Genomic DNA, 26558 nt, shown 5'->3' with positions numbered 1-26558 from the left:
ATCTTTATCACTTTAACTAATAAAATTTAAGATTCAGAACAATGAAAAGATTATTTTCTATCCTTGCCATAACATGTCTAATGGCTTTCGGAACTGTTAATGCTAACGCAACAACTTTAGCAAGTACAACAGCAACAGTAACAACTATGACTCAAGATGACGCACCAGCAGAAGACTTGAATTTCCATCAAGAATTAAAAAAGCGTTTTATCGAAGGTGGGCCAGGATTTATGGGAATTGTATTATTATGTTTAATTCTAGGATTAGCAATTGCTATTGAGAGAATTATCTTTTTAAACCTTTCTACGACAAACACAAAAAAATTAACTCAAAATGTAGAAGATGCACTCAACTCAGGTGGGTTAGAAGCAGCAAAAGAAGTTTGTAGAAATACAAAAGGGCCAGTGGCTTCTATCTTTTATCAAGGTCTAGACAGAGCAGATGAAGATATTGATTCTGCTGAAAAAGCTGTTGTTGCCTATGGAGGTGTACAAATGGGTCAATTAGAAAAGAATGTATCTTGGATATCATTATTTATAGCTCTAGCACCAATGCTTGGTTTTATGGGTACGGTAATTGGTATGATTCAGGCCTTTGATAAAATTGAAGCGGCAGGAGATATGCAACCTTCATTAGTAGCGGGTGGTATTAAGGTAGCACTTTTAACAACAGTATTTGGTCTTATTGTGGCTATTATTCTTCAAATATTTTATAACTACATCATCGCTAAGATAGATAGTATTGTAAATGATATGGAAGATGCATCAATTACATTGATGGATTTATTAGTAAAACACAAAAAATAAAAAAGACCATTTAAATTATGTTACACAAAATATTAAAAATAGTAGCTTTAGTTCTTAGCGTGCTAGGTATAGTCTTCTTAGGAAGAATTATAGCCAAAGGCGATGAGGACATTAAAGCAGCAGCACTAGCAGGTGATACTGCTATTGTAGAGCCAATGGCAATTATTGCTTACATTATTTTGGGTCTTGTTTTACTATTTGTGGTGGTTTTTGTTTTAAAAAATCTATTCACAAATACCTCAGGGCTAAAAAATACGTTAATAGGTATAGGAGCATTTGCGGCAGTATTAATAATCTCATATTTATCTGCTGGAGGTGATGCTAAACAATATAAACTACAAGACGGTTTTGCAACAGATGCACAATCTCAAATGGTAGGTGCTGGATTAACGGCGTTTTACATACTAATTGTAGTTGCGGCAATAGCAATGCTTTTTGCAGGAGTAAAAAAATTAATTAGTAAATAATAGGGTATGGCAAAACGATCGGCACCAGAAGTAAATGCAGGTTCAATGGCTGACATTGCCTTCTTATTACTCATATTTTTCTTAGTAACAACAACTATTGAGAAGGACAAAGGGTTATTAAGAAGCTTGCCACCTATTGATGATACAGAAGTAGAGCCACCTGTTATTAAACAAAAGAATTTATTTACGGTATTAATAAATCGTCAAAACCAATTGCTTGTAGAGGATGAGCAAATGGAGCTTAAAGAATTAAGACAAGCAGCTATAGACTTCTTAGATAATGGTGGTGGTGCTAATGCCGCTGGCGAAAGTTGTGATTACTGTAAAGGAAAGAGAGATGAATCTTCATCTGACCATCCTGATAAAGCAATTATCTCAATGAAGCACGATAGAGAAACCTCCTATGAGCAATATATAGAAGTTCAAAACGAGCTTGTTGCAGCTTATAATTTCCTTAGAGAAAGAGAAGCAAAGCGCTTATATGGTAATAAAAAAGATTACCGAGGAGTTGAAAAAGTGTTTCAAGCAATGCTAGAGGAGAAGGAGAAAAATCAGTTTAATAAGGATGAGGAGCTTAATGAGCGCATACAGACCATTAAAAAACTGTATCCAATGAAGTTATCTGAAGCGGAACCTGATAAAAGTTAAAACGTAAAAATTATGTCAAAATTTAAAAAAGGAAAACAAGGAGATTTACCAGCTATATCAACAGCATCCTTACCTGATATTGTATTTATGTTACTTTTCTTTTTCATGGTAGCTACGGTAATGAGAGATAGTAGTCTAATGATTGAGAATATTCTACCAAGTGCAGACCAAGTAGAAAAACTTAAGAAAGATAGAACCGCTTTTATCTATGCAGGTAAACCAAGTAGCCAATTTAAGCAATTAGGTACTGAGCCTCGTATTCAGTTTAATGATGCTATTATTAGTGTCGAAGAAGTACAGTCAAGTGTATTGGCTGCACAAGCTGAATTAGTAGAGGAACTTAAGCCAAAATTTGTTGTTGGTTTAAAAGTTGATAAGAACACACATGCAGGTTTAGTATCAGATATTAAGCAAGAGCTTAGAAAAGCGAATACATTAAAAGTAATGTACATTGCTAATGGTAAAGCTGAGCAATAAAAAATATCTTAATTTTAATAAAAAGCGCCTTGAGTAATCAGGGCGTTTTTTTGTTTTGTGACCTATAAAGATTTTGTAGATTTAGCTTATGAAGAAATTTTATATGTTTTTATACTTTGTATCTCTTGGTATTTTGGTGATGTCTCAAAATAACAATAATGCTGATAATGTAGAATTGTATAAAGATTATAGAGAAGATCAGTTTTACGCCTCTGTGACGTATAACCTTTTAAATAATAGACCAAATGGAGTATCTCAAAATGGATTCTCTTCGGGATTTCATTTAGGTTTTATAAGAGATATGCCTATAAACAAACGCAGAAATTTAGCAATTGGTTTGGGTTTGGGGCTTTCCTCCAATTCTTATAATCAAAATATATCTATTTTAGAAATAGACGATGCTATTATTTTTAATATTATAGACGAACGTGAAATTAATGTGAGTAAAAATAAATTCACAAGCTATCTTGTAGAATTTCCATTAGAGTTTAGGTGGAGAACCTCCTCAGCATCTCAATATAATTTCTGGCGTATTTATACTGGTTTTAAGTTGGGATATGTACTGTATAATTCAGCAAAATTTAAAAGTGATAATGGCAATCAGACCTTATCTAACATTGATGATTTTGATAAAATTCAATACGGTTTAACCCTTAGTGTAGGTTACGACACTTGGAACTTTCATTTGTACTACGGTCTTAATCCAATTTTTAATGGTGATAATGCGGTTATTAATGATAATGCTATAGACACAACGGCTTTAAAAATAGGTCTGATGTTTTATATTTTATAACCAGTAATTAAGAAATACGAGTTGTGGAAAAATACCTGTAAATAGCCCAATAATTAATTCTTGATTGGTATGCGCCTTTAGATGTAATCTAGAGGTGGCAATAGCGCCCAAAATAATCATCATTAAGGCTATTGTTCCATTAATGTTAATTTGGTAGTGTATGCCAACTGCTATAGCAAACATAAAAAAACCAGAAGCTGCTATCATGTGTATACTGGCTTTAATCTTAAATAGTGCCAAAATAAAGCAAGTTAAAGTGGAGCAAAGTATACCAAGAAAGAAATAATACAATTCTACGATTTCGTTTGGTGTAAAAACTCTGTATAGTATCAATACAATTATAATACAATTAATAAATAGAGGTATGATTCTTTCTCTTGTGCTTTTTAAGTGTATAGATTGTACTTTATTAATTGTTTTAAGTAAAAAGAAGAGTAGTATAGGTAGCCCAATGGTTAGTATACCTATAGAAAATATTTTTGCAATTTTTAGTGGATCTGGAATAAACCTTGGTGTTTTATGAAAGTAAAACATAACACCAAGAATGGGCATGATTAATGGATGAAAAACAACGGATATGCTCTTAAGGATAAAATCTTTCATCGCTTTTAAACCCTAAAGTTCTTTCCTTAATCTCGCTACAGGAATATCTAACTGTTCTCTATACTTAGCAACAGTTCGTCTTGCTATTGGATAGCCTTTGTCTTTTAAAATTTTGGATAAGGCCTCGTCAGTTAAAGGTTTCTTTTTGTTTTCGTATTCAATTACGGTTTCCAAAATTTTCTTTATTTCTCGGGTAGATACCTCTTCACCTTGGTCATTGGTCATGGACTCAGAGAAAAATTCTTTTATAAGTTTTGTACCATAAGGCGTATCCACGTATTTACTGTTAGCAACACGCGATACTGTAGATACATCCATTTCTATTTCGTCTGCAATATCTTTAAGAATCATTGGTCTTAGCTTCCGCTCATCACCAGTTAAAAAATAGTCTTTTTGATAATGCATTATAGAACTCATGGTTACAAATAATGTTTGTTGACGTTGTCTCACCGCCTCGATAAACCACTTGGCTGCGTCTAGCTTTTGCTTTATAAATAGTACAGCATCCTTTTGTGCTTTAGACTTTTGTTTACTGTCTTTATAACCCTTAAGCATGTTGTTATATTCCCTAGAAACATGAAGCTCTGGTGCGTTACGCCCATTTAGAGTAAGTGTTAATTCGCCATCTACAATCTTAATAGCAAAATCTGGAACTATATGTTCCACAATTTTATTATTACCAGCGTAAGACCCACCTGGTTTAGGGTTTAAACGTTCTATTTCTTCTATGGCGTCTCTAAGTTGCGCTTCGTTGATGCTAAATTTATGCATCAATTTTTCATAGTGTTTCTTAGTAAATTGTTCAAAGGCCTTGTTTATAATATTAGAAGCTAACTCAACATCGGGATTTTGTTCTTTTCTATTTAACTGAATACTTAAGCACTCTTGTAGATTTCTTGCACCCACACCAGCAGGATCTAACTGATGTACAACTTCGAGAACTTTTTCTACTTCCTCTTCGGTTGTATACACATTTTGTGTAAAGGCTAAATCATCTGTAATATCAGATAAAGACCGACGTATATAACCGCTTTCATCTACACTACCTACTAAGAAATAAGCAATTTCTTCGTCTTGTTCAGAGAGTCTAAACGTATTTAATTGATTGGTTAAATGTTGCGTAAACGAGGTTCCTGCTGCATAAGGCACACTCTTCTCGTCATCGTCAGCACTGTAATTATTGGCATGTGTGCGGTAATCTGGTATTTCATCGTCGCTTAAATACTCGTCTACATTAATATCATCGGCATCTATGGTTTCGTTGTCATTAAAATCATCAGAGCTGTTGTCAAACTCGTCTAAATTATCATCTGATGCATCAGCTTCCTTACCAGTATCTAAGGCTGGGTTTTCTTCTAACTCTTGCTTTAAACGTTGTTCAAAAGCCTGTGTAGGTAGTTGAATCAGCTTCATAAGCTGTATCTGCTGCGGAGATAGCTTTTGAGAAAGTTTAAATTGTAAAAATTGTTTTAGGGACATATGTTTTCTATTGCATATAAAAATAAGAAAAAAACCTGTTAGGATTCTTGTTCCTAACAGGTTTAAATATAATTTTAAAACTCTGCGTTTTGTGGTGTTCTTGGATATGGTATTACATCTCTAATATTACTCATTCCTGTGGCAAACATTACTAAACGTTCAAAACCTAAGCCAAAGCCAGAGTGTACTGCGGTTCCGTATTTACGTAAATCTAAATACCACCATAATTCTTCTTCGGGTATATCTAGGGCTTTCATTTTTTCTTTGAGCACGTCTAAACGCTCTTCACGCTGAGAACCACCAACCATTTCTCCTATTCCTGGGAATAATATATCCATGGCTCTTACTGATTTTCCATCTTCATTTAAACGCATATAAAATGCTTTTATATTTGCTGGATAATCAAATAAGATAACTGGGCATTTAAAATGTTTTTCTACTAAGAAACGTTCGTGTTCAGATTGTAAGTCTGCTCCCCATTCTTCAATAATATAATTAAATTTCTTCTTTTTATTTGGTTTACAATTTCTGAGTATATCTATAGCTTCGGTATAACTTACACGCTTAAAATTGTTGTCTACTACAAACTTAATTTTTTCAATTAAGCTCATATCGCTACGCTGTGCTTGCGGCAATCTTTTTTCTTCATCTTTTAGCCTGTTATCTAAGAATTCTAAATCTTCTTTATTGTGCTCTAAAACATAGCTTAAAACAGATTTCATAAAGTCTTCGGCCAAATCCATATTACCGGCTAAATCCATAAAAGCAACCTCAGGTTCAATCATCCAGAATTCGGCAAGATGACGAGACGTGTTAGAATTTTCTGCTCTAAATGTTGGTCCAAAGGTGTAAACTTTTCCAAGAGACATGGCGTAGGTCTCAGCTTCCAGTTGGCCAGAAACCGTTAAGTTGGTCTCTTTACCAAAAAAGTCTTCTTTGTAGTTTACCTCTCCATCTTCAGTTAAAGGAGGTTTTTTGGCATCTAAACCAGTTACTCTAAACATTTCACCAGCACCTTCTGCATCACTACCTGTGATGATTGGCGTATGCATATAATAGAACCCATTCTCATTAAAATACTTATGTATGGCAAATGACAATGAAGAACGCAGTCGCATTACAGCACTAAATGTGTTGGTACGTGTTCTTAAGTGTGCATTTTCTCTTAAAAATTCAAACGTATGTTTTTTGGGTTGAATAGGATAGGTTTCTGGGTCAGAATCTCCTAATACTTCAAGTTCTTTAACTTGTATCTCAACCGATTGTCCTTTGCCTTGGCTTTCTACCAACTCACCTTTAATATGGATAGCTGCTCCAGTAGTTATGCGTTTTAAAAGGGCTTCGTCAAAGTTTTCAAAATCTACAACACACTGAATATTATTAATAGTAGAACCATCATTTAAAGCTATAAATCGGTTAGCTCTAAAGGTTCTTACCCATCCTTTTACGGTAACATCTTGAAAGGTTACATCCTTTAAACTCATGTCTTGCAGCAATAATTCTGCTACTGTTTTTGTATGCTCCATTCTAATTTGTTTTAAGGTGCAAAGATATGAATGCTTTTATTTAAATTATAAGCAGACAAATTATAAATTTAGAAAGAAAAACCAACTTTAAGCATGATATATCTTTCTATGAGGTTGTACGAAAAGCGTGAAGTGGAAAAGTCACTTATATTTTGAACTTCAAATTTTCTTTCGTTTAGAAGATTTTTAGCTATAATGGAGTAAGAAAAATTACTTTTTTTTGGACTGTAATATAGTTCAGATTCAATAAAGTCAAAATCTCTATTATTTGAAATATTTGGTTTTATATAACTATATAGCGCTTTAAAATCTAGATTTTCTCTAATTTTAAAAATAGTTTTAAATTGATTAGTAATAGTGCTTACAGAATTTTTTTTAGTTGTTTTGAAGGTGGAATTATTGAAAATAAAAGTATTTTCAAAATTTATTGGTAATTTAAAGCCAGTTCGCCAAATAAACTCCACTTGCAGATCGTTAATAGTGATATCTCTAAAATCAGATTCATTTAAAGTATTTAAATCTTCTGCTATTGCATAATTTGTGTTTAATTGTAGAGTTGAGCTTAATGGTAGCACAAAAGTTTCAGTGTTTAAAGAAAAGTTGTAATTATCTAAACCTTCATTTTTTAAAAATGAATTGGTAATTGTAAGTTCTTCATTTATAATATTATTAAAAAAATATCCATTTTTATTATGATTATATTGAAATCCAAAATCTAGACTTGTTCTATTATAAAAATCGTAATATTTAAAATTAATATTTAAACTGTGAGATTTTAAGTTGTCTAGGGCTATATCGTTACTAACAAAACTTCTATAGTCTGTTTGTACTAAATTTCTGAATAACTTATCTTCTTTGGGCAGTAATTCATTAAAATTATAATTTACAGAAAAACCCCAAATTTTAGAAATTTTATAATTAAATTTCAAAACAGGTAAAATTAAGAGAGAATTTTCATTCAGATCATTATTAAATTTATCTATGAGCATTAGGTTATTGTGCATTAATTTTAAACCTAATACCAAATTACTGTTCTTAAATTTAAAATTGTAGCTAGAGTTTAAAAAGTAACTTCTAATCTTATATTCTGTATCGTTTTTAAAGTTGCTTTCTGTATTTTGATTAGTATTGGTATTTATTAGGGTTGACTTAAAATTATTATTAACTATGTTAATCCCTGCTTCAATTTTATATTGATTTAGTTTGTCTAAACCAATAATATCACTTTTAAATAACGCATATTCTTTTTTAAATCTACTGTTCTGGTTGTTAAATTCTAAAAAAGAATTACCATTATTAAACTGAGTAGTAGGTGACAAACTTAATTTTTGTGGTGCTTCACTGATGCTATAATTTAAAACTGTTTCTAGAGCGGTTTTTCTGCCTATTCTGTAGGTTAAATCTAATTTATTCAGCAATAGAAAACGCTTACTTTGTAAATCTGAGTTTTGAAATAGTGAGTTATTATTGCTGTTAATATTAGTGCTTATATCTCTGTAATCGTATATGCCTAAATAACTCCAATGTAAACTATCTTTTTCTTTGTTTTTAAATAAAATTTCAGTCTTTAGGTTAACAGGTTTTTTCTTTATTTTTTCACTAGTTGTAATTAAAGTCTGGTTTACGTCATTTATCATTAAAGAATTGAAGTTGGCTCGATTGCGAGAATCCTTTAGCGCAATTAAATTAATACGTAAATCAGAATTTTGAAATAGTTTAAATAATATATTAGTACTATTTGTAAAATTGTTGTTGAAATTATGAAAGGAATTATCTAAAATTGAAGTAAAATTTCCTTCGTTTATAAGTTTTTCTGAATTTAGATTGGTTTTATTTGTTGACAGTTTAGGACTATGGCCTATATTATTTAAAGAGGTATAATTATAGAATTTAACTTTTTTATTTATTAATAACCCAATAAAATTGGCCTTGTAATAATCCCTGTAGGCATAGGCTATATCTGTATTACCAGAAAAATCAAATTCACCTTTTTTAAGTACTAAGTTAAGTACAACGGCATCAGAATCTCGCAATCCTTTTTTTAATGAATTTTCATCGTAGTTGTCAATACCTTGTACTTTATCAATAATATCTGCGCTTATGTTCTTTGAAGCTATAGTGTAGTCTGAGTTAAATAAATCATCGCCATCTAGAAGCAGTTTTTTTATACTTTTCCCCTTATATTTTATTTCTCCATTGTTTTCAACTTTAATTCCTGGAAGTTTTTTTAGTATATCCTCGATAGTCTTCTCTGTACCATCTTTAAATTGTTCAACATTATAAATTGTAGTGTCTTTTTTTAAAGTTATACGTTTTTGAGTTTTAATTATAACATCATCTAGTTCATTAATTTTTTGCTTAAGTTTTATGTTTATTTTTAAAGTATTACCAATTATTATTTTGTTAGCTAAAATTATTGTTTGTGTTGAGTGTATTAAACTTCTAAACTCTAGAGCTAACTCATTTATGTTACCCGTAAATTGTAAACTATATTTTCCTTTATCATCCGTAATAGTATAATCTAAGGTTTTATTTGTTTCTCTGTTTTTTAAAAGTATGGTAATATTTGGTAAATTAGAAATGCTGTCTTTTACGGTTCCTTGTACCTTAACCTGAGCAAAACTATTTGCAGATCCAAAAAAAACAAAGGCTGTAAATATTAATTTTACAACCTTTAAATATTTATTTCTAAAAATAAAACTATTATTCAACAAGGTATTCTATATATCTTTTTGGTATAAAAACTTCGGAATCTATGTCAGATCTATAACCTGTCATTTTTTTAAAATGTTTCACGTACTGTTTCTTATAATCAGAAAAAGAAATGATATCCACCAAACCCTCGTAAGGATTAATAGGTACTTCCTCTAGCGTATATGTAATTAAATTCGCCTTCATTTTAACCGCACCATCTAAAGAATTCACTTCAATAATAAGCCCTGGTAAACCACTAAATTTAAATGGCCCATCTTTAAAATCGATGTCCTTATCATAATAAACCTCATACTTTCTGCCTCTAAACTCGCATGAAGCTTTATTACATTTAGAGCCATCAATTATCTTGGTCTCTTCGGAGAGTGTCCAAGTAATTTTAGACTTATCTTTAACTATTTTAGCATTTTTTAACCCACGAGTTTCCTTATAATTAATCACTGAATTTCCTAAATCTTTATAAAACAATTTTTGGAAACTTGGTGAATGGTTTTCAAATAAGCCAAAAAGCTCTGAATCTATCAACGTATCTTTTGTGGTTAATTTAAATTCACTTTTTATATTATCTGACTTAAGGATGCCTTTGTAAAAAATTATTGTACCGAACATGTCAGACTCATCAACAACATCTATTGAATATTCAACTTCCAAATTATCTTTTTGTGCTAAAGACACAAAACAACTCAAAATTAAAACACATAAAAGAAAATACCTTGTCATAAAAATTTTATTTTTAGTCTTTGTCTTCTATAACTTCTACTGATGCCCCAAGTGCTCTTTGAGCAGCAAAATTTGCAGAACGACATGCGTCTCCATAAGCTACTGCACTATCTGCATTTTCAGAGCATTTTCTTACGGTAGCTCTTTCATCGCCATTAGTTGCGGTTCTAGTACAACATCTTTTTATAAAGTCTTCAGATGATGTAATGGTTTCATTTAATTCAACTTTAACTTTATCGTTAAAAGCAAAAGTTGTGCCAATTAGGATTACTCCCAACAAGAAAAAAATACTTTTTTCATAATTTAATTTGGTTTAGGTTATACTCTTTAAAAAAAGAGCTATCAATTATTTGATATCTAAAACTAAAACATATACCAAATATATACAATCTACATTTTGCATAAAACTACCCTATTTTTAGATAACATCATTTTTAATTATATTTGTTTTAATAGAAAATCCAATTTATGAATGCATTAGTTGCTAAAAAAATTAAAGGACTAAGAAAACAAAAAAGTTTAAGTCAAGAACAAGTTGCTGATTATTTAAACATATCTCAAAGCACTTACGCGCGTATTGAAAATGGTGAGAGTAACAGTTGGGTTTCTTATATCGATTCTATATCAAAATTGTTTGACTTACAGCCAGAAGAACTTTTGATGCAAGACAATGTTACAATTAGTCATAATAAAGGAAAATCTACAAACGCATATATTATTAACCAACTTTCAGAAAAACTGATAGCGCAATATGAAGAAAATTTAAAATTAAAAGAGGGTATAATCGTAGATTTAAAAAAAAGACTCAGTAAATACGAGTAAAAATTTTTATAACATTTACTTCCCCTCTTCGTGACCATCTTCCGACGGAATAATATCAATGGCTGGTTTACGCAATACTTCTTTATTTGCAATGTTTCTTTCTAGGGATAATAACAAAGACGGTAATAATAGCAGATTAGAAAGCATTGCAAATAATAAGGTAATTGACACTAATGCTCCTAAAGCAACCGTACCACCAAAACTAGAAATTGTAAATACAGAAAAGCCAAAGAATAATACAATAGAAGTGTAAAACATACTTACGCCAGTTTCTCTTAAGGCTGCATATACTGATTTTTTAATCTTCCAATGGTTGGCTTGTAACTCTTGTCTGTATTTTGCAAGAAAGTGAATAGTGTCATCTACCGAAATACCAAAAGCAATACTAAATACTAATATTGTAGATGGTTTTATAGGTACGCCAACATAGCCCATTAAACCTGCGGTTACCAAAAGTGGTAGTAGGTTGGGTATTAGCGATACTATAATCATTCTAAATGAACGGAATAAATAGGCCATAAATAAGGCAATAAGTAATATGGCAAGTGAGAGCGAAATTACTAAATTACGCACTAAATATTTTGTTCCTTTCTGAAATACTAAGGCCTTACCAGTCATTGTAACTTCGTAACGTTCTTTAGGAAATACTTTATCTATTTTATTCTGAAGATTTTCTTGAATACGCTCCATCTTGTCGGTTCCGATATCCTTCATAAAGGTGGTAATCCTAGCATATTGGCCAGTACTATCTACAAAGTTTTTCAATAAATCTATGTTGCTAGATGAATTTTTAGCGTAGGACAAAATGAAGCTATTTTCTTGGCTTGTTGGTAGTTGGTAATATTTAGGATTGCCATTATAATAGGCTTGTTTGCTATATTTAACTAAGCTCACCACAGATATGGGTCTAGATAACTCTGGCGTTTCGTCTATAAGTTCTTCTAGCTGATTAATGCGCTTTAAAGTAGACAGCTTCATAACTCCTTTTTTACGTTTGGTATCTACCATAATTTCTAATGGCATAATACCATTAAATTCTGCTTCAAAAAACCGAATATCTTTAAAAAACTGTTTGTCTTTTGGCATGTCTTCTATAAGACTTCCCGAAATTTTTATTTGGTAAATACCAATCATACTGCAAATAATGAGTATTAAGGACGTAACATAAATGGTGATTTTTCGGTGTTTTACCATACGCTCCATCCAATCTACAAAGCCACCAATCCAACGTTTATTGAGATGTTCTAAATGCCTATCTTTTGGAAATGGTAAAAACGTATATATTATGGGTATAACTAATAAACAGAGTATAAAAATAGCAAGGATACTGAGCGATGCTACAATGCCAAATTCTTTAAGGAGCTTGCTTTCGGTTAAAATAAAAGTTGCAAAACCAGAGGCGGTAGTAACATTGGTCATTAAAGTAGCATTACCAACTTTGGTGATGACTCTTTGTAGAGATTTAACCTTGTTACCATGCGATTTAACCTCGTGCTGATATTTGTTTATAAGGAAAATACAATTAGGAATACCAATGACTATAATCAGCGGTGGTATTAAAGCTGTTAGTACAGTAATTTCATAGCCTAGTAATCCCAGTATGCCAAAGGTCCACATAACACCTATGCAAACTACTATTAATGATATAAAAGTGGCTCTAAAAGATCTAAAAAATAAAAAGAAGATAAAGGATGTAATAAATAATGCGGCACCAATAAAAATTGGAATTTCATCTACTATATTTTGAGAGTTTAATGTCCTAATATAGGGCATGCCTGAAACTTTAATATCAAGTTGATATTCATTTTCAAAAGTCTCAATTTTCTTTTCTAAGATATTAATTATAAAATCCTTTCTTACCGAAGTATTAACAATGTCTTTTTTGAGATATATGGCAGTCCTTAAAGTTTTAGTTTTAGCATTAAATAAGAAATTATCGTAAAATGGATATTGTTTAAATAACTCTTTTTGTAGTGTTTTTATTTGCTCTAAAGTTGCTATAGAGTCTTTAATAAAAGGCTCTAAATCAAATTGCCCTTTATCTGTATTTTTAACAAGCTTTTGAAGGTCTTTTATAGAAAGTACGGTTTCTACTTCATTATATTGACGAAAGGCATCTGATAGTCTGTTCCATGCATTTAGCTTTTCTACCGAGAAGACTTCTTTATCTTTAACACCAAGGACTATTAGGTTACCTTCCTCGCCAAATATTTTAAGAAAGTCTTTATAGGTAAGATTTACTTCATGCGCATCAGGTAGTAAATTTGCTTCAGTGTATGTAAAGCGCATGTGTTTCCACTGCATACTAAAAAATACAGTCGCTATAATAATAGCTAATAAAATGAAAATTTTATTGCGCAAAATTAGTCGCGCAAGTCCTTCCCAAAAGCCTGTAGTAAATAATTTAAACATTACAAAATAGTTGCCTTAGAAACCCTTCTTAAAATCGTCATTGAAATCAATATTTTAATTCTATTTCGTTTTTCAAGAAATGAGCGGCAAAGGTATGGAAAACCTATGTATTTGCTAAGGAAATAAGTGGAATATAATTCTTCCTATAGAGAAATATTAAAAGTAAACTTAAAAGCAAAATTATCTTCAAATCGTGGTAAGTTATAACCACCATAGCGATACGCAAAACTAAGACCAAAACCAAAAAGTAGTTTATTGATTTCAAAACCAGATTCTGAATACAGATGATTTAAAGTATTAAAATCTATGCCTTGGTGTCTGTCAATACTTCTCATATTACCCAAAGCATAACGCGATATTAATACTAACTGCGGCCTAAATTGATCTGAAATTTTAAATGGTCTTAAAAAATGTTTTAATTGTAGTGTTGTGAACTTATCGCTAAAAAACTCATTAAAGTACATGGTTTCAAAGCTGTTTAAACCCGCTACCGAAAATCGTTGTAGTATCGTTTCTTTATTAATATTATTAGGATACGCATGGTAAAGGTTAGTAAGAGGAACCTCGCCACTAGCAATACCAGCAACTAATGTAATATTAGTGGTTGATTCATTTTTATGATTGAATTGATGAATGGTTCTAAAATCTAATTTTGAAAAATTAAAATCACTTCCAAATACAGATCTAAATCCTTGCGTAAGCTGCATTGTAAATTTTGGATACGCATTTTTAGTTTCAACTACCCTAGTTTCGTTAAGTTCAAATTTACTAAATGGACTCCATTGTAAACTTATCTTAGCGGTACTAAGGTCAAACGTATTAAACGTATTATTTCCTAAAACGAAGTTATAGTTATAGGTTGGGTTTATTTTACTTACTGATAATTGTGTTTCTGATAGTAAGTGGTTAGAAATTTTATGCTGTAAACCTATAGATTTGGTAATATGCCTATGAAACAAGTCTATGTTAATAAGTCTAGGTTCAAAAAAAGAGAAAAAACGCTGGTCGGTTAAAAATTTAGAGCTACCGGTTTCTTTAAGATCGTCAGTATAGGATACATTTACCCATGTGTTAGCGTTTTTATTAACTCTAAATCCTCCACCGATGCTAAATTTAGACCGCTTATCTTTAAAACCATAAACCAAATAGCCATTAACTCTATAGCGCTCTGAAAATTTTCTATTCGTTACACCACCTAAACCTGTCCTTAGGCCTTCAAATTGATTAAACTTAACGAGATAACGCAAATCTGCGTCAAAGTAATTAAATGGAAAAAAGCCATTACCTATTTGTTTTAAAAAGTTAGCTTTCTTTATGGAGTCTTGAGCGACGTTAGATGAATCTTTGTTTTTTTTAACAGGATTTTGAGCACCGACATTTGTTGCCAAACTAAATAAGAGAACAACAAACAGATGCTTTATCATGGATATGGATTAATTAAAAACAGAAAACAAAGCTGTAAGTCGTAAAAAATCTGTAATTGTTTCAGATTCTTTAATTTTTAAATAGAGTTTGAACTTTATTTAAAATTAAGTTAGAATAATATTTTTATACGACATGGCTATACGGTCATAATCTCGTTTTCTTTAACATCGAGAATGCGATCTACTTTTTTAATGTAAGAATCCGTAAGTTCTTGCACATCTATTTCAGCATTTTTTTGTAAATCCTCAGAGGCATCAACTTTTTTGATGTCATTCATGGCGTCTTTACGAGCGTTTCTAACACCAACCTTAGCATCTTCTGCTTCTGATTTAGCTTGCTTTGCAAGATCTTTACGACGTTCCTCTGTTAATGGCGGCACATTTATAATAATTGTTTCACCATTATTCATAGGATTAAAACCTATGTTGGCAACCATAATGCCACGTTCAATTTCTTGAAGCATACTTTTTTCCCAAGGCTGTACAGTAATAGTTCTGCCATCTGGTGTATTAACATTAGCTACTTGGCTAAGTGGTGTTTGAGAGCCGTAGTAATCTACCATAACACTACCTAACATTGCAGGACTTGCTTTACCAGCTCTAATATTTGTTAACTGTTTTTCTAGATGCTTTAAAGCATTATCCATTGCTTCTTTAGCAGTATCTATTATAAATTTTATATCCTCGTTCATAATTATTATTTTAACAATTGCTCATCAAAAGTTAAGCCATAAATTAAAGATTAACTACTGTGCCTATATTTTCTCCAGAAATTACTTTAAGCAGATTCCCTTTTTTATTCATATCAAAAACTATGATCGGAAGTTCATTTTCTTGACTTAAGGTAAAGGCTGTTGTATCCATAACTTTTAAGCCCTTGCGTAATACATCGTCAAAGGAAATGTTATCAAATTTTACAGCCGACTTATCTTTTTCTGGGTCTGCCGTGTAAATACCATCAACTCGTGTACCTTTTAAAATGACATCTGCTTCTATTTCAATAGCTCTAAGCACTGCTGCAGAGTCTGTGGTAAAGTAAGGATTACCTGTACCACCTCCAAAAATAACAACACGTCCTTTATCGAGATGACGCATAGCCTTACGTCTAATAAAAGGTTCAGCGACTTCGTTTATTTTAATTGCCGTTTGTAAACGCGTTGGTATTTCAGCATCTTCTAATGCGCTTTGTAGCGCTAAACCATTGATTACTGTGGCTAACATACCCATGTGGTCTCCCTGTACACGGTCCATACCATTACTAGCGCCAGCAACGCCTCTAAATATATTACCTCCTCCAATTACTATAGCTACTTCTACGCCTAAATTTATAATTTCTTTTATGTCTTGGGCGTATTCTGCTAAACGTTGTGGGTCAATGCCGTATTGGCGCTCACCCATTAAAGCTTCGCCAGATAATTTTAATAGTATTCTTTTATACTTCATTAATTAGTTTTCAATGTTGAACAAAGCTACATAATTATTAGCATCTGTAAAAGTGAAAAAAAATATCAAAAAAAAACCTTTCAATACTGAAAGGCTTTTTAAATTATTAAAATGTAAGATTTAATTAACCAACCGTAGCTCTTTTAAATCCTATAACTTCAACGTCACCATAAGTTTTAACGTATTCTGCAACAGTTTTCTTTTCGTCTTTAATAAACTTTTGATCTAATAAACATTGTTCTTGATCTAAAGTTGTATTGTCAGAAATAAAACGCTCCATTTTACCTGGTAAAATTCTATCCCAAATTTGCTCTGGCTTACCTTCGGCTTTTAATTCTGCTTTAGCTGCTTCTTCAGCTTCAGCTAGTGCTTCTGGTGTTAATTGTGCCATGGAGATATATTTAGGTACATTCTTTAAAGTTTTACCTAAACGTCCTAATTCTATATTATCTTTTTCGATTACAGCAATACGTGCTTCAGTTTCTGAAGCAACATAAGCCGGATCAAAATCTTTATAAGATAATGTTGTTGCTCCCATAGAAGCAACCTGCATTGCGATATCCTTAACTAAAACATCTGCATTATCAACTTTAGCAGATAAGCCAACAATAGCAGCAATTTTGTTTATGTGAACGTACTGCCCAACAAAAGGCGCATCCAATTTTTCAAAAGCAGTAATGTCTAATTTCTCACCAATTACTCCTGTTTGCTCAATTAATTTTTCAGCAACCGTCATACCACCAAAATCAGCAGCTAAGAATTCTTCTTTAGTGTTGTGGTTTAAGGCAGCGTCAGCTAAATCGTGAGCTAATTTTACAAAGTTTTCGTTTTTACCAACAAAATCAGTTTCGCAACCTAATACGATTGCAACACCAGATGTATTATCAGCATTAACTTTTGCAACAGCAGCACCTTCAGAAGAGTCTCTATCTGCTCTTTTTTCAGCAACTTTTTGTCCTTTTTTACGTAAAACTTCAATGGCTTTATCAAAATCACCACCAGCTTCAACTAATGCTTTTTTACAATCCATCATACCAGCACCAGTTGCTTTTCTAAGCTTGTTTACTTCTGCTGCTGTAATTTTTACAGTGTTTTCCATAGTTTTAAAATTTAAAAAGCCATTCAATTAATTTTCAATCTGAAAAGAATTAAATGACTTTTAATATTGTATAAATGTTATTTATTCTTCTTCTTGAGCAGCTACTGGTGCTGGTTCAGCTTTTTTAGCTGGTTTAGCTTCAGCTTTTGCTTTAGTATCTTTTTCTGCACGCTCTGCTTTTCTTTCGTTTAAGCCATCTTCAATAGCAGAGGCTACGATAGATAAAACTTTATTGATAGATTTAGAAGCATCATCGTTTGCTGGTATTAAATAATCTACCTGACGTGGGTCAGAGTTAGTATCTACCATTGCAAAGATTGGGATATTTAATTTTTGTGCTTCTTTAATAGCAATATGCTCGCGCTTAATATCTACTACAAATAAAGCGCCTGGTAAACGTGTCATATCAGAAATAGACCCTAAGTTCTTTTCTAATTTAGCGCGCTGACGATCTACTTGTAAGCGTTCTTTTTTAGATAAAGAATTAAATGTACCATCTTTCTTCATTCTATCAATAGAGGCCATTTTCTTAACGGCTTTTCTAATAGTAACGAAGTTAGTTAACATACCACCTGGCCAACGCTCTGTAATGTAAGGTTGGTTAATACCACCCGCTTTTTCAGCAACGATGTCTTTAGCTTGTTTTTTAGTAGCTACAAATAAGATTTTCTTACCTGCTGCTGCAATTTTACTTAATGCTGCACAAGTTTCTTCAATTTTAGCTGCTGTTTTGTAAAGATTAATAATATGGATGCCATTGCGCTCCATATAAATGTAAGGGGCCATATTTGGATCCCACTTACGCGTAAGGTGACCGAAGTGTACACCTGCTTCTAGTAGTTCTTTTACTTCTACTTTTTCCATTTTTGTAATAGTTTACGTTCTGTTGAATTAGCAATGCTCTATTTAACCGTTAGCTTTATGCTGTTGGCTGTTAGCTCATTTAGATGCTAAACTAAATCCCAATGTTTCCATTGTGGACAACAATAACTGGTTTTAATTTTGCTGCACTATGCAGCAGTTTCAATAAAATTGCCTACCGACGTTTCGGTAGTGGCGGTTTGAAGATAATTTATCTTCTCTGTCATTTCGAGCGTAGGCGATAAACTTTTAAGTTCAGCGTAGCTAAATCTTTACGAGAGCTTTCGACTGCGCTCAAGGTGACAGTTGGAACTTGAAAAAACAAATTCCAAAAATTGTGTTGGATATTAACGTTTAGAGAACTGGAATTTCTTACGCGCTTTCTTCTGTCCGAATTTCTTACGCTCTACCATTCTTGGATCTCTAGTTAATAGACCTTCTGGCTTTAATACTAGTCTGTTTTCAGGATCTAGCTCGCACATAGCACGAGATAGGCCTAAACGTATTGCTTCTGCCTGGCCGGTGATACCACCTCCATATACGTTAACAGTAATATCAAAGTTGCCATCATTGTTAGTCAGGGCTAAAGGTTGGTTTACTTTGTACTGAAGTGTTCCAGTAGTAAAGTATTCCGCCATGTCTTTTTTGTTCACCGTGATTTTGCCTTTTCCTTTGGCAACATACACACGAGCAACAGCCGTCTTTCTACGGCCAATTTTGTGAATTACTTCCATTAGTTAATGTCGTTTAATTTAATTGCTTTTGGCTTTTGAGCTGCATGAGCGTGCTCAGTGCCAGAAACAACGGTTAAGTTTCTAAAAAGAACAGCGCCTAATTTGTTTTTAGGTAACATTCCTTTTACTGACTTTTCTACCAATCTGTTTGGGTCTTTCTCAAACATTTCAGTAGCAGTCAAGCTTCTTTGACCACCTGGATAACCTGTGTGACGGATATAACTTTTATCTGTCCATTTGTTACCAGTTAAGTTGATTTTTTCTGCGTTTATAACAATAACGTTATCACCGCAATCAACGTGTGGCGTAAAGTTAGGCTTGTGCTTTCCTCTTAAAAGTATTGCTACTCTAGAAGCTAAGCGACCTAAAGTTTGTCCTTCAGCATCTACTAAAACCCACTCCTTATTAACGGTAGCTTTGTTAGCAGAAACTGTTTTGTAGCTTAATGTATCCACACTAATTTGATTTGTTATTACGCTTATTTGCGTAATAGATTAAACATTTCTCTTCCAAAAAAGAGTTTGCAAATCTACGATAACTAATTGGATTGACAAACCTTAGCGGTGGTTTTTTTATGCTGAAAAGGACTGCTTTTAAATTAAAAATAACCCTTAGTTTTTAGTAGCGCGTTCTAACCGATCATTTATAGACTTTCCTAAGCCATAATCTGGTAATTGTTCTGCAATGATGATATCTAGATTTTGCTTATCTAATTGATGTAGGGCATCATACAGTTTTGATGCGGCTTCTTCAAGATTATTGTCTTCAGACAACACAATTTTAAAGTCAATGGCCTCGTCATTTAAAATATTATTATAAAGTAATACACCAATGCGTTGATTTTTAAATTCTTCTATAGAATTTGAAAGGTCGTTTGTTAGAATCGTTTTTGTTTTTGGCGCATAGTGCCGTTCTAACATACCTGGCGCATCTGGGTTTTCGACTTTTGATTTTCGATTTTTGATTTCAATCTTCCCAACAATGCGTTCTATATCTTCAATAGATGTTGAGCCTAAGCGATAGATAATAGGTTCTTCATTTTTAAAGCCTATAATTGTAGACTCTATTCCCTTTTTACAAACACCACCATCTAATACCATTTTAATAGTGTCTTTAAAATAATCTTCGACATGCTGAGCAGATGTAGGACTAATACGATTAAACGGATTGGCACTTGGTGCAGCTAACGGAAACTCTAATTGTCTTAATAATTTTAAACTTACAGGATGATTAGGAATGCGTACTGCAACTGTATCTTTTCCTGCGGTAATTAAATCGGGAATGCTTGCCTTTTTTTTAAGTACTAAGGTGATTGGGCCAGGCCAAAAGGCATTAGCCAATGCTTTTGCTTTTTCGGGTATGTGCTCTACAATCTTATCTAAATATTCAACATTTGGAATGTGAACAATTAACGGATTAAATTTAGGACGTTGTTTGGTTTTAAAAATTGAAGCGATAGCCTTTTTTGAAAAAATATTCCCTGCCAAACCGTACACAGTTTCGGTTGGTATAGCTACTAATTCTTCTTTATTAAGAAGTTCAACCGCTTTTGATATGTCTTTTGAAATGATACTCATAACCTATTGCAAATATCAAGAACTAAATTTCAAATAACAATAAAAGAGCAAAATTCATAAGTTTAGGAATCAAGAATGAGATTTCCGTTTTCACGGGAATTTAATGTGCCTCTAACCAATTATCACCAATGTCTAAATCGACATCTAAAGGAACGGAAAGTTGATATGCGTTTTCCATTTCAGATTTAATTAGGGTTTTCATAGTTTCTAACTCTGGTTTGTAGATGTCAAAAACCAGTTCATCATGGACTTGTAAGAGCATTGTAGATTTATAATTACCAGATTGAAGTTTGTTATAAATATTAATCATTGCAATCTTAATAATATCAGCAGCACTTCCCTGTATTGGCGCATTAACCGCATTACGTTCTGCTGCTCCTCGTACGACTGCATTACGAGAATTAATGTCTTTTAAATAGCGACGACGTCCTAAAACCGTTTGCACATAGCCATTGTCTCTAGCAAAATCAACTTGTTTGCTCATATAAGCTTTAAGTTTTGGGTAGGTGGAATAATAGGTCTCAATAAGCTCGTTAGACTCACTGCGTGATAAGTCAGTTTGGTTACTCAATCCAAATGCGGAGACGCCATAAATTATTCCGAAGTTGACGGTTTTGGCATTGCTTCGTTGTTCTCTTGTAACTTCATTAATTGGAACATTAAATACACGAGAAGCGGTTGATGCATGGATATCTTTTCCATTTTTAAACGCTTCAATCATGGTTTCTTCTTCACTTAAGGCTGCAATGATTCTCAATTCTATTTGTGAGTAATCGGCAGCGAGTAAAGTGTAATCTTCATTACGAGGAATAAATGCTTTTCGTACTTGACGACCACGTTCTGTACGAATAGGGATATTCTGTAAATTTGGATTATTACTGCTTAAACGCCCTGTTGCTGCAACGGTTTGCATATAGTCGGTATGTACTCTGCCTGTGCTTTCTTCGACTTGCAACGGTAAAGCATCAACATACGTACTCTTTAATTTTGAAAGTCCTCTATACTCTAAAATTTGCTGAATAATATCATGGTCTTTTGCGAGGTAACTAAGTACGTCTTCTGCTGTAGAATATTGCCCTGTTTTGGTTTTCTTTGGCTTGTCTACCAATTTCATTTTTTCAAATAAAATAACACCCAATTGTTTAGGAGAGGCTATGTTAAATTCTTCACCAGCAGCGTCGTAAATCTGCTTTTCTAGCGTATTAATGTCGTTATTTAATTGCTCGGATAGTGAGCCTAAAAAGTCTTTATCTAGGTTAATACCCTCTAGTTCCATAGTTGCAAGTACTCTAAGTAAAGGTACTTCAATGTCATCAAATAATTTTTTAGTATTGGCTTCGCCTAACTCTTTTTCAAAATGTTCCTTAAGTTGTAAGGTGATATCGGCATCTTCAACGGCATATTCAGTTTGTTTATCTAAGGGCACATCTCGCATCGAAAGCTGATTCTTTCCTTTTTTACCAAGAAGTTTAGTAATAGAAATTGGAGTATAATTGAGGTATGTTTCTGCTAAGACGTCCATATTGTGCCGCATATCTGGATTAATTAAATAATGCGCTAACATGGTGTCAAATAATTTTCCTTTTACATCGATATTGTATTTTGCCAATACCTTAATATCGTATTTAAGATTCTGACCAATTTTTTCAATATTTTCATTTTCAAAAAATGGGCGTAAGTCTTCTACAAGGGCTTGTGCCTCGTCTCTATGTTCTGGAAAAGGCAAATAAAATCCTTTGCCAGTTTCCCAAGAAAAAGCAATACCAACAAGCTCAGCTGTTAGTGGATTGAGTCCTGTGGTTTCGGTATCAAAACAAACCGAAGTTTGGTTCATTAAATTTTTAATAAACAACTTGGTGGCCATGCCAGGCGCTATGCTTTGATAAAAATGAGAGGTCGTTTCGGCTGTTTTTCTATCAAAGTTAGCGGAGGTTTCAGAAGCTATTTCATTGGAGTTATTTGTGCCAAAAAGTGAAAACTGACCAGCTCCTGCAGCTTTTGAAGTTGAACTTGAACTTGATTTTGAATTTGAACTCGAATTTGAAGACGAAGCTGAAGTCGATTCCTCTTGAGGTGCAAAGGTTTTTAGGAAATTATCTGTAAGTCTTCTAAACTCTAAATTCTGAAAAATTTCTTTTACCTTTTCAATATCTGGTTCGTCTAGAGTAAAATCCTTAGCATTGAATTCGACAGGTACATCTAGCATTATGGTGGCTAATTTTTTAGATAAAAGACCAAGCTCTCCATTAGCTTCTACTTTTTCTTTCATTTTGCCTTTTAACTGGTCTGTATTGGCTAAAAGCCCTTCCATACTGCCAAACTGTGTTAAGAATTTTTTTGCTGTTTTTTCACCAACGCCCGGTAAGCCAGGAATATTATCAGACGCGTCTCCCATCATCCCTAAAAAGTCAATGACTTGTAAAGGGTCAGTAACTTCAAATTTCTTTTGTACCTCAGGAATTCCCCAGGTCTCATATCCACCACCAAATACTGGGCGATACATAAAAATATTATCGGTTACCAGTTGCGCAAAATCCTTGTCTGGTGTTACCATAAATACCTTGTAACCTTCTTTTTCTGCTTGTCTAGATAGTGTACCTATTACATCATCAGCTTCATAACCTTCTTTTACCATTATAGGAATGTGCATGGCTTTTAAAATCTCGTGTATATAGGGAATAGCAGTCTTAATACCTTCTGGTGTTTCGTCCCTGTTGGCTTTGTAAGCTTCAAACATTTCTACGCGGTCTACACTACCGCCTTTATCAAAACAAACCGCTAAATGGTCTGGTCGTTCGCGTTTAATAACATCTAAAAGCGAATTCATGAAGCCCATTATAGCAGAGGTGTCTTCACCTTTAGAATTTATTCTCGGATTTTTTATAAAAGCATAATAGCCACGAAAAATTAAGGCATAAGCATCAACTAAAAAGAGGCGTTTTTGGTCTGACATCTGATGGATTTTTGAAGTTTATAAAACTACAAAAAGTTAGGGGTTTATTTAAAATTAACCGCTTATCTTTATAAGATGAATTTGTTTAGAGCTTTTAATTAATTTAAGCAATTAAAACACAGTTAATGATCCACGAGTTTAAATCTATAATTACACAAGCTATAATTAACGAGCGCAATGGTCTAAAAAGTGTTATGGCAACTGTTGTTTTCCTTGAAGGGTCCTCCTACAGAAAACCTGGTGTAAGAATGTTAATTTCTGAAAACGGAATTATGACTGGTGCAGTGAGTGGTGGCTGTGTAGAGAACGAAATTAAACGACGTGCAAGTACTGTTTTTAAAGATAACATTGCTAAAATAATTACCTATGATGGGCGCTATAGATTGGGTTGCGAGGGCGTATTATATATATTAATTGAACCTTTTAGGGTTTCTGAAGCGTTTATTTCAGAATTTGAAGTACATCTTAATAAACGTCAAAGTTTGCTAATAGAGTCTTATTATAAAGCAAGCGAATCCACTAATACTGCATTTGGTTCTGTGATTGTACTGGATGAAAATAGGTTTGTGTTTTCAGATAATTTTAATAGTGATAATTCGGATGAAAATGATGTGTTTTCTCAGGTATTACAACCACCCTTTAGACTTTTAATTATTGGTGGTGAGCACGATTCTGTAAAACTGTGTACGATGGCATCTTTATTAGGGTGGAATGTTGATGTTGTGACATCAATTAAGGATCCTAAATGCAGGAGTGATTTCCCAGGATCAACATCAGTTTCTGCAGCAACGCCAGATACTATTGATTTTTCTATTGATAATGAAACAGCTGTAGTTTTAATGACTCATAATTATGTTAAGGATTTAAAATATTTAATAAAGTTAGAGCCACTTAAACCAAAATATATTGGGATTTTAGGATCTTCTAAACGCAAAGCGCAATTGCAGAACGAACTTGTTCATTTTGTTCCGGATATTTCTGAATCTTTTTTTGACATTATATTTAGTCCTGCTGGTTTGCATATTGGATCTATAACACCAGAAGAAATAGCTTTATCTATCCTTTCTGAAATATTGGCAGTAGTGAGAGGTACTAAAGTTAGCCATCTTAAATCTATTAAAGGAAAAATACATACATAAATATGTTTGTAGAAAAGGATGTTCTATTTTTACAATGGTTTCCAATTAAAAATTTGAAGGAAAATGTTTTATATTTTTAACGGTTTCTGGTACTCAGACCTTAAAGCAAATAGAAAAGCAGTTTCATCTTTTAAATGCGGCCTGTAAACCTATAGATAAAGTATTAGATTATGTTTTAGCGGAAGATGAATTATTATCTATAAACATACTGCCTCTTAAGTAAGCTTCTATGTCATTAGCTCAAGTATTATCTATGCTAAAGTCTTATGGATTGCTAAAGGTACTTTTAGTAGTACAAAAGGATAAGGCGATTATTAAAAACGGTGAGCTGATCATCTGTATAAAACGCTAATTTATGGCTATTCTTCATTTAGAGGTATTACTCCTGTTTATAATTATACTTGTTGTTGTTGCGTTTATTTATGCTAGTGTTGGGCATGGAGGTGCTAGTGGTTATTTGGCATTAATGGCACTATTTTCGTTTCCGGTTTTAGCCATGAAACCAACGGCATTAACGCTAAACATTTTTGTTTCTGGTATTGCGTTTTGGTTTTTTAAAAAGAACACGTATTTTAGATTAAGGCTGTTTTTTCCTTTTGCGATAACGTCTATTCCTGCTGCATTTTTAGGAGGCTATTTTTCGGTTAATGCAAATTTATACAAGCAAATACTTGGTGTTTTTTTAATTATTGCGATACTAAGAATTCTCAATGTCTTTGGGAGTGCATCTAAGAAAACGATACCTGTAAATATGACCATAGCTTTAGTTATTGGAGGTATTATTGGTTTATTGTCTGGTATGATTGGTATTGGAGGAGGTATAATTTTAAGCCCTATTATTATTATGTTTTATTGGGGAACTGTTAAAGAAGCGGCTGCTGTATCTGCGTTGTTTATTTTTGTAAATTCAATGGCAGGTATTATTGGCTTTCTATTAAATGGTGGTAGCATTCCTAATGACGTTTTATATTTTATACCAGCAGTAATGCTAGGTGGAGCGCTAGGAGGGCTTTACGGAAGCCAAAAGTTTAGTTTAAAAACCTTAACTTACCTTTTAGCAATTGTATTGCTATTGGCAACGTTTAAATTGTTTTTAATATAAAATCTATGGTTATTAATTGTTTTGGAGACATTGAGAACGACTCATAAAATAGCCTAGAATAGCAAAGCGCACAGACTTTATTACAATAAAATGAATATAATGTTTGTAAAAGTTTGTAATGGGAGTTATTTTTGCCCTGTTGTGTTAAGTTCAGGATAATACCTGAATTGTAGAAAACCAGAGATACTTTGGTTTTACCAATGAAAGGCTTTCCTTTTTTCTTTAATCAGAAAATTGGGATGCTTTTTTGTTTTAGACCCATTTTGCCGTAATTAAGATGAATTCTTAAAACGTAAAATGTATTTTATCCGATAAATTACACATTTTAGCTATGTTTTTTTTGGAGAATAGAAAAATAAATCTATATTTGTGCTCTCTTTATAAGCCCTCAAAATACTCATAGAGAAATTCCATTAATTCAAAATGAGCTAGTTTAATAATCTAGCAAACATCCCTCGTTTAATTTTATGTATACATTTAGGTAAAGACCTAAAAATAGTTAATTATCCATTCCCTTCCCTCAGCGTAACTATTAGAGTTACACTATTTTATATTGACTATTAATAAACCCTAAATTGATACTTATGAAGACCCTTAAAATTACTTTAGCTCTAGTTGCCATTGCTACTTTAACTATATCTGGTGTAAAGTCAGATAATGATATTGTTGATAATGAATCAACAATAAAAACTTATAGTCCAAAAGACTTCTTGGCAGTGGATAAGAAAAAATTGAAATTAGAAACACAGGCTTAACTTTAA

At 32.6% G+C, this 26558-nt stretch carries 25 protein-coding genes; 9 read left to right on the top strand and 16 right to left on the bottom strand.

Translation table 11 applies throughout. The features are described 5' to 3' along the window. The first annotated feature begins 41 nt into the window (after positions 1-41). From Q0800_RS05420 to Q0800_RS05400, 5 genes are all read left to right on the top strand, one after another. Positions 42-806, top strand: a complete 765-nt coding sequence (locus Q0800_RS05420) for a MotA/TolQ/ExbB proton channel family protein (RefSeq protein WP_299128197.1) — start codon at positions 42-44, stop codon at positions 804-806. Between the two features lie 17 nt (positions 807-823). Then, positions 824-1273, top strand: coding sequence for a hypothetical protein (locus tag Q0800_RS05415; protein ID WP_299128195.1), 450 nt, complete (start codon positions 824-826; stop codon positions 1271-1273). A gap of 6 nt (positions 1274-1279) precedes the next feature. After that, positions 1280-1921: a biopolymer transporter ExbD gene (locus Q0800_RS05410; protein WP_299128193.1), complete on the top strand. Its 642-nt coding sequence runs from the start codon at positions 1280-1282 to the stop codon at positions 1919-1921. 12 nt (positions 1922-1933) lie between these two features. Next, positions 1934-2398 carry a biopolymer transporter ExbD gene (locus Q0800_RS05405; RefSeq protein ID WP_299128192.1) on the top strand — a complete coding sequence of 155 codons (465 nt, stop codon included), beginning with the start codon at positions 1934-1936 and terminating at the stop codon, positions 2396-2398. 88 nt (positions 2399-2486) lie between these two features. After that, positions 2487-3191: a porin family protein gene (locus Q0800_RS05400; RefSeq protein WP_299128191.1), complete on the top strand. Its 705-nt coding sequence runs from the start codon at positions 2487-2489 to the stop codon at positions 3189-3191. Here Q0800_RS05400 and Q0800_RS05395 read toward each other — a convergent pair. The 6 genes from Q0800_RS05395 to Q0800_RS05370 all read right to left on the bottom strand — a co-directional run bounded on the left by Q0800_RS05395 (position 3186) and on the right by Q0800_RS05370 (position 10508). Further along, a complete protein-coding gene (locus tag Q0800_RS05395; protein WP_299128190.1) occupies positions 3186-3794 on the bottom strand; it encodes a hypothetical protein in 609 nt (202 codons plus the stop codon). The genes Q0800_RS05400 and Q0800_RS05395 overlap by 6 nt on opposite strands. Positions 3795-3806: 12 nt before the next feature. Continuing rightward, positions 3807-5273: an RNA polymerase factor sigma-54 gene (gene rpoN / locus Q0800_RS05390; protein WP_299128189.1), complete on the bottom strand. Its 1467-nt coding sequence runs from the start codon at positions 5271-5273 to the stop codon at positions 3807-3809. Between the two features lie 74 nt (positions 5274-5347). Continuing rightward, a complete protein-coding gene (gene asnS / locus Q0800_RS05385) occupies positions 5348-6757 on the bottom strand; it encodes an asparagine--tRNA ligase (RefSeq protein ID WP_299128278.1) in 1410 nt (469 codons plus the stop codon). Positions 6758-6867: 110 nt separating this feature from the next. Then, the gene (locus Q0800_RS05380; protein WP_299128188.1) at positions 6868-9510 is read right to left on the bottom strand and encodes a hypothetical protein; all 2643 of its coding nucleotides are present in this window, start codon (positions 9508-9510) and stop codon (positions 6868-6870) included. Continuing rightward, the gene (locus tag Q0800_RS05375; protein ID WP_299128187.1) at positions 9503-10231 is read right to left on the bottom strand and encodes a GLPGLI family protein; all 729 of its coding nucleotides are present in this window, start codon (positions 10229-10231) and stop codon (positions 9503-9505) included. Before Q0800_RS05375 ends, Q0800_RS05380 begins: the two co-directional genes overlap by 8 nt. 13 nt (positions 10232-10244) lie before the next feature. Beyond that, positions 10245-10508, bottom strand: coding sequence for a hypothetical protein (locus Q0800_RS05370; RefSeq protein ID WP_299128186.1), 264 nt, complete (start codon positions 10506-10508; stop codon positions 10245-10247). Positions 10509-10699: 191 nt separating this feature from the next. Between Q0800_RS05370 and Q0800_RS05365 the strand changes: the two genes are divergently transcribed. Further along, positions 10700-11053: a helix-turn-helix transcriptional regulator gene (locus tag Q0800_RS05365; protein ID WP_299128185.1), complete on the top strand. Its 354-nt coding sequence runs from the start codon at positions 10700-10702 to the stop codon at positions 11051-11053. A gap of 15 nt (positions 11054-11068) precedes the next feature. Here the strand turns inward: Q0800_RS05365 and Q0800_RS05360 are convergent, their stop codons facing one another. From Q0800_RS05360 to polA, 10 genes are all read right to left on the bottom strand, one after another. Then, positions 11069-13465, bottom strand: a complete 2397-nt coding sequence (locus Q0800_RS05360) for an efflux RND transporter permease subunit (protein ID WP_299128184.1) — start codon at positions 13463-13465, stop codon at positions 11069-11071. Positions 13466-13608: 143 nt separating this feature from the next. Continuing rightward, the gene (locus Q0800_RS05355; protein ID WP_299128183.1) at positions 13609-14889 is read right to left on the bottom strand and encodes a DUF5686 family protein; all 1281 of its coding nucleotides are present in this window, start codon (positions 14887-14889) and stop codon (positions 13609-13611) included. Positions 14890-15026: 137 nt separating this feature from the next. After that, on the bottom strand, positions 15027-15581 hold the full coding sequence (frr, locus tag Q0800_RS05350; RefSeq protein WP_299128182.1) for a ribosome recycling factor: 555 nt from the start codon (positions 15579-15581) through the stop codon (positions 15027-15029). Positions 15582-15624: 43 nt separating this feature from the next. Beyond that, positions 15625-16332: a UMP kinase gene (pyrH, locus tag Q0800_RS05345; protein WP_299128181.1), complete on the bottom strand. Its 708-nt coding sequence runs from the start codon at positions 16330-16332 to the stop codon at positions 15625-15627. Between the two features lie 124 nt (positions 16333-16456). Next, positions 16457-17431 (bottom strand): translation elongation factor Ts, encoded by a 975-nt coding sequence (gene tsf, locus Q0800_RS05340; protein WP_299128179.1) that lies wholly within the window; start codon positions 17429-17431, stop codon positions 16457-16459. 81 nt (positions 17432-17512) lie between these two features. Further along, positions 17513-18295 (bottom strand): 30S ribosomal protein S2, encoded by a 783-nt coding sequence (gene rpsB, locus Q0800_RS05335; RefSeq protein WP_299128177.1) that lies wholly within the window; start codon positions 18293-18295, stop codon positions 17513-17515. A gap of 344 nt (positions 18296-18639) precedes the next feature. Further along, on the bottom strand, positions 18640-19026 hold the full coding sequence (gene rpsI, locus Q0800_RS05330; protein WP_299128176.1) for a 30S ribosomal protein S9: 387 nt from the start codon (positions 19024-19026) through the stop codon (positions 18640-18642). Next, positions 19026-19481, bottom strand: coding sequence for a 50S ribosomal protein L13 (gene rplM, locus Q0800_RS05325; RefSeq protein ID WP_299128174.1), 456 nt, complete (start codon positions 19479-19481; stop codon positions 19026-19028). Before rplM ends, rpsI begins: the two co-directional genes overlap by 1 nt. Positions 19482-19637: 156 nt before the next feature. Continuing rightward, on the bottom strand, positions 19638-20603 hold the full coding sequence (locus Q0800_RS05320; RefSeq protein WP_299128173.1) for an L-threonylcarbamoyladenylate synthase: 966 nt from the start codon (positions 20601-20603) through the stop codon (positions 19638-19640). A gap of 100 nt (positions 20604-20703) precedes the next feature. Then, the gene (gene polA / locus Q0800_RS05315; RefSeq protein ID WP_299128172.1) at positions 20704-23556 is read right to left on the bottom strand and encodes a DNA polymerase I; all 2853 of its coding nucleotides are present in this window, start codon (positions 23554-23556) and stop codon (positions 20704-20706) included. A gap of 125 nt (positions 23557-23681) precedes the next feature. Here polA and Q0800_RS05310 point away from each other — a divergent pair, with 125 nt between their 5' ends. From Q0800_RS05310 to Q0800_RS05300, 3 genes are all read left to right on the top strand, one after another. Beyond that, complete coding sequence (locus Q0800_RS05310) at positions 23682-24695, top strand: XdhC/CoxI family protein (protein ID WP_299128171.1); 1014 nt, start codon at positions 23682-23684, stop codon at positions 24693-24695. Between the two features lie 355 nt (positions 24696-25050). Beyond that, positions 25051-25797 carry a sulfite exporter TauE/SafE family protein gene (locus Q0800_RS05305; protein WP_299128170.1) on the top strand — a complete coding sequence of 249 codons (747 nt, stop codon included), beginning with the start codon at positions 25051-25053 and terminating at the stop codon, positions 25795-25797. A 584-nt stretch (positions 25798-26381) separates the two neighbouring features. Beyond that, complete coding sequence (locus tag Q0800_RS05300; RefSeq protein ID WP_299128169.1) at positions 26382-26552, top strand: hypothetical protein; 171 nt, start codon at positions 26382-26384, stop codon at positions 26550-26552. Positions 26553-26558 lie beyond the last annotated feature (6 nt).

It is taken from the genome of uncultured Winogradskyella sp., assembly GCF_937958655.1.
GTDB lineage: Bacteria > Bacteroidota > Bacteroidia > Flavobacteriales > Flavobacteriaceae > Winogradskyella.
This window is presented reverse-complemented; position numbering and strand designations above follow the sequence as displayed.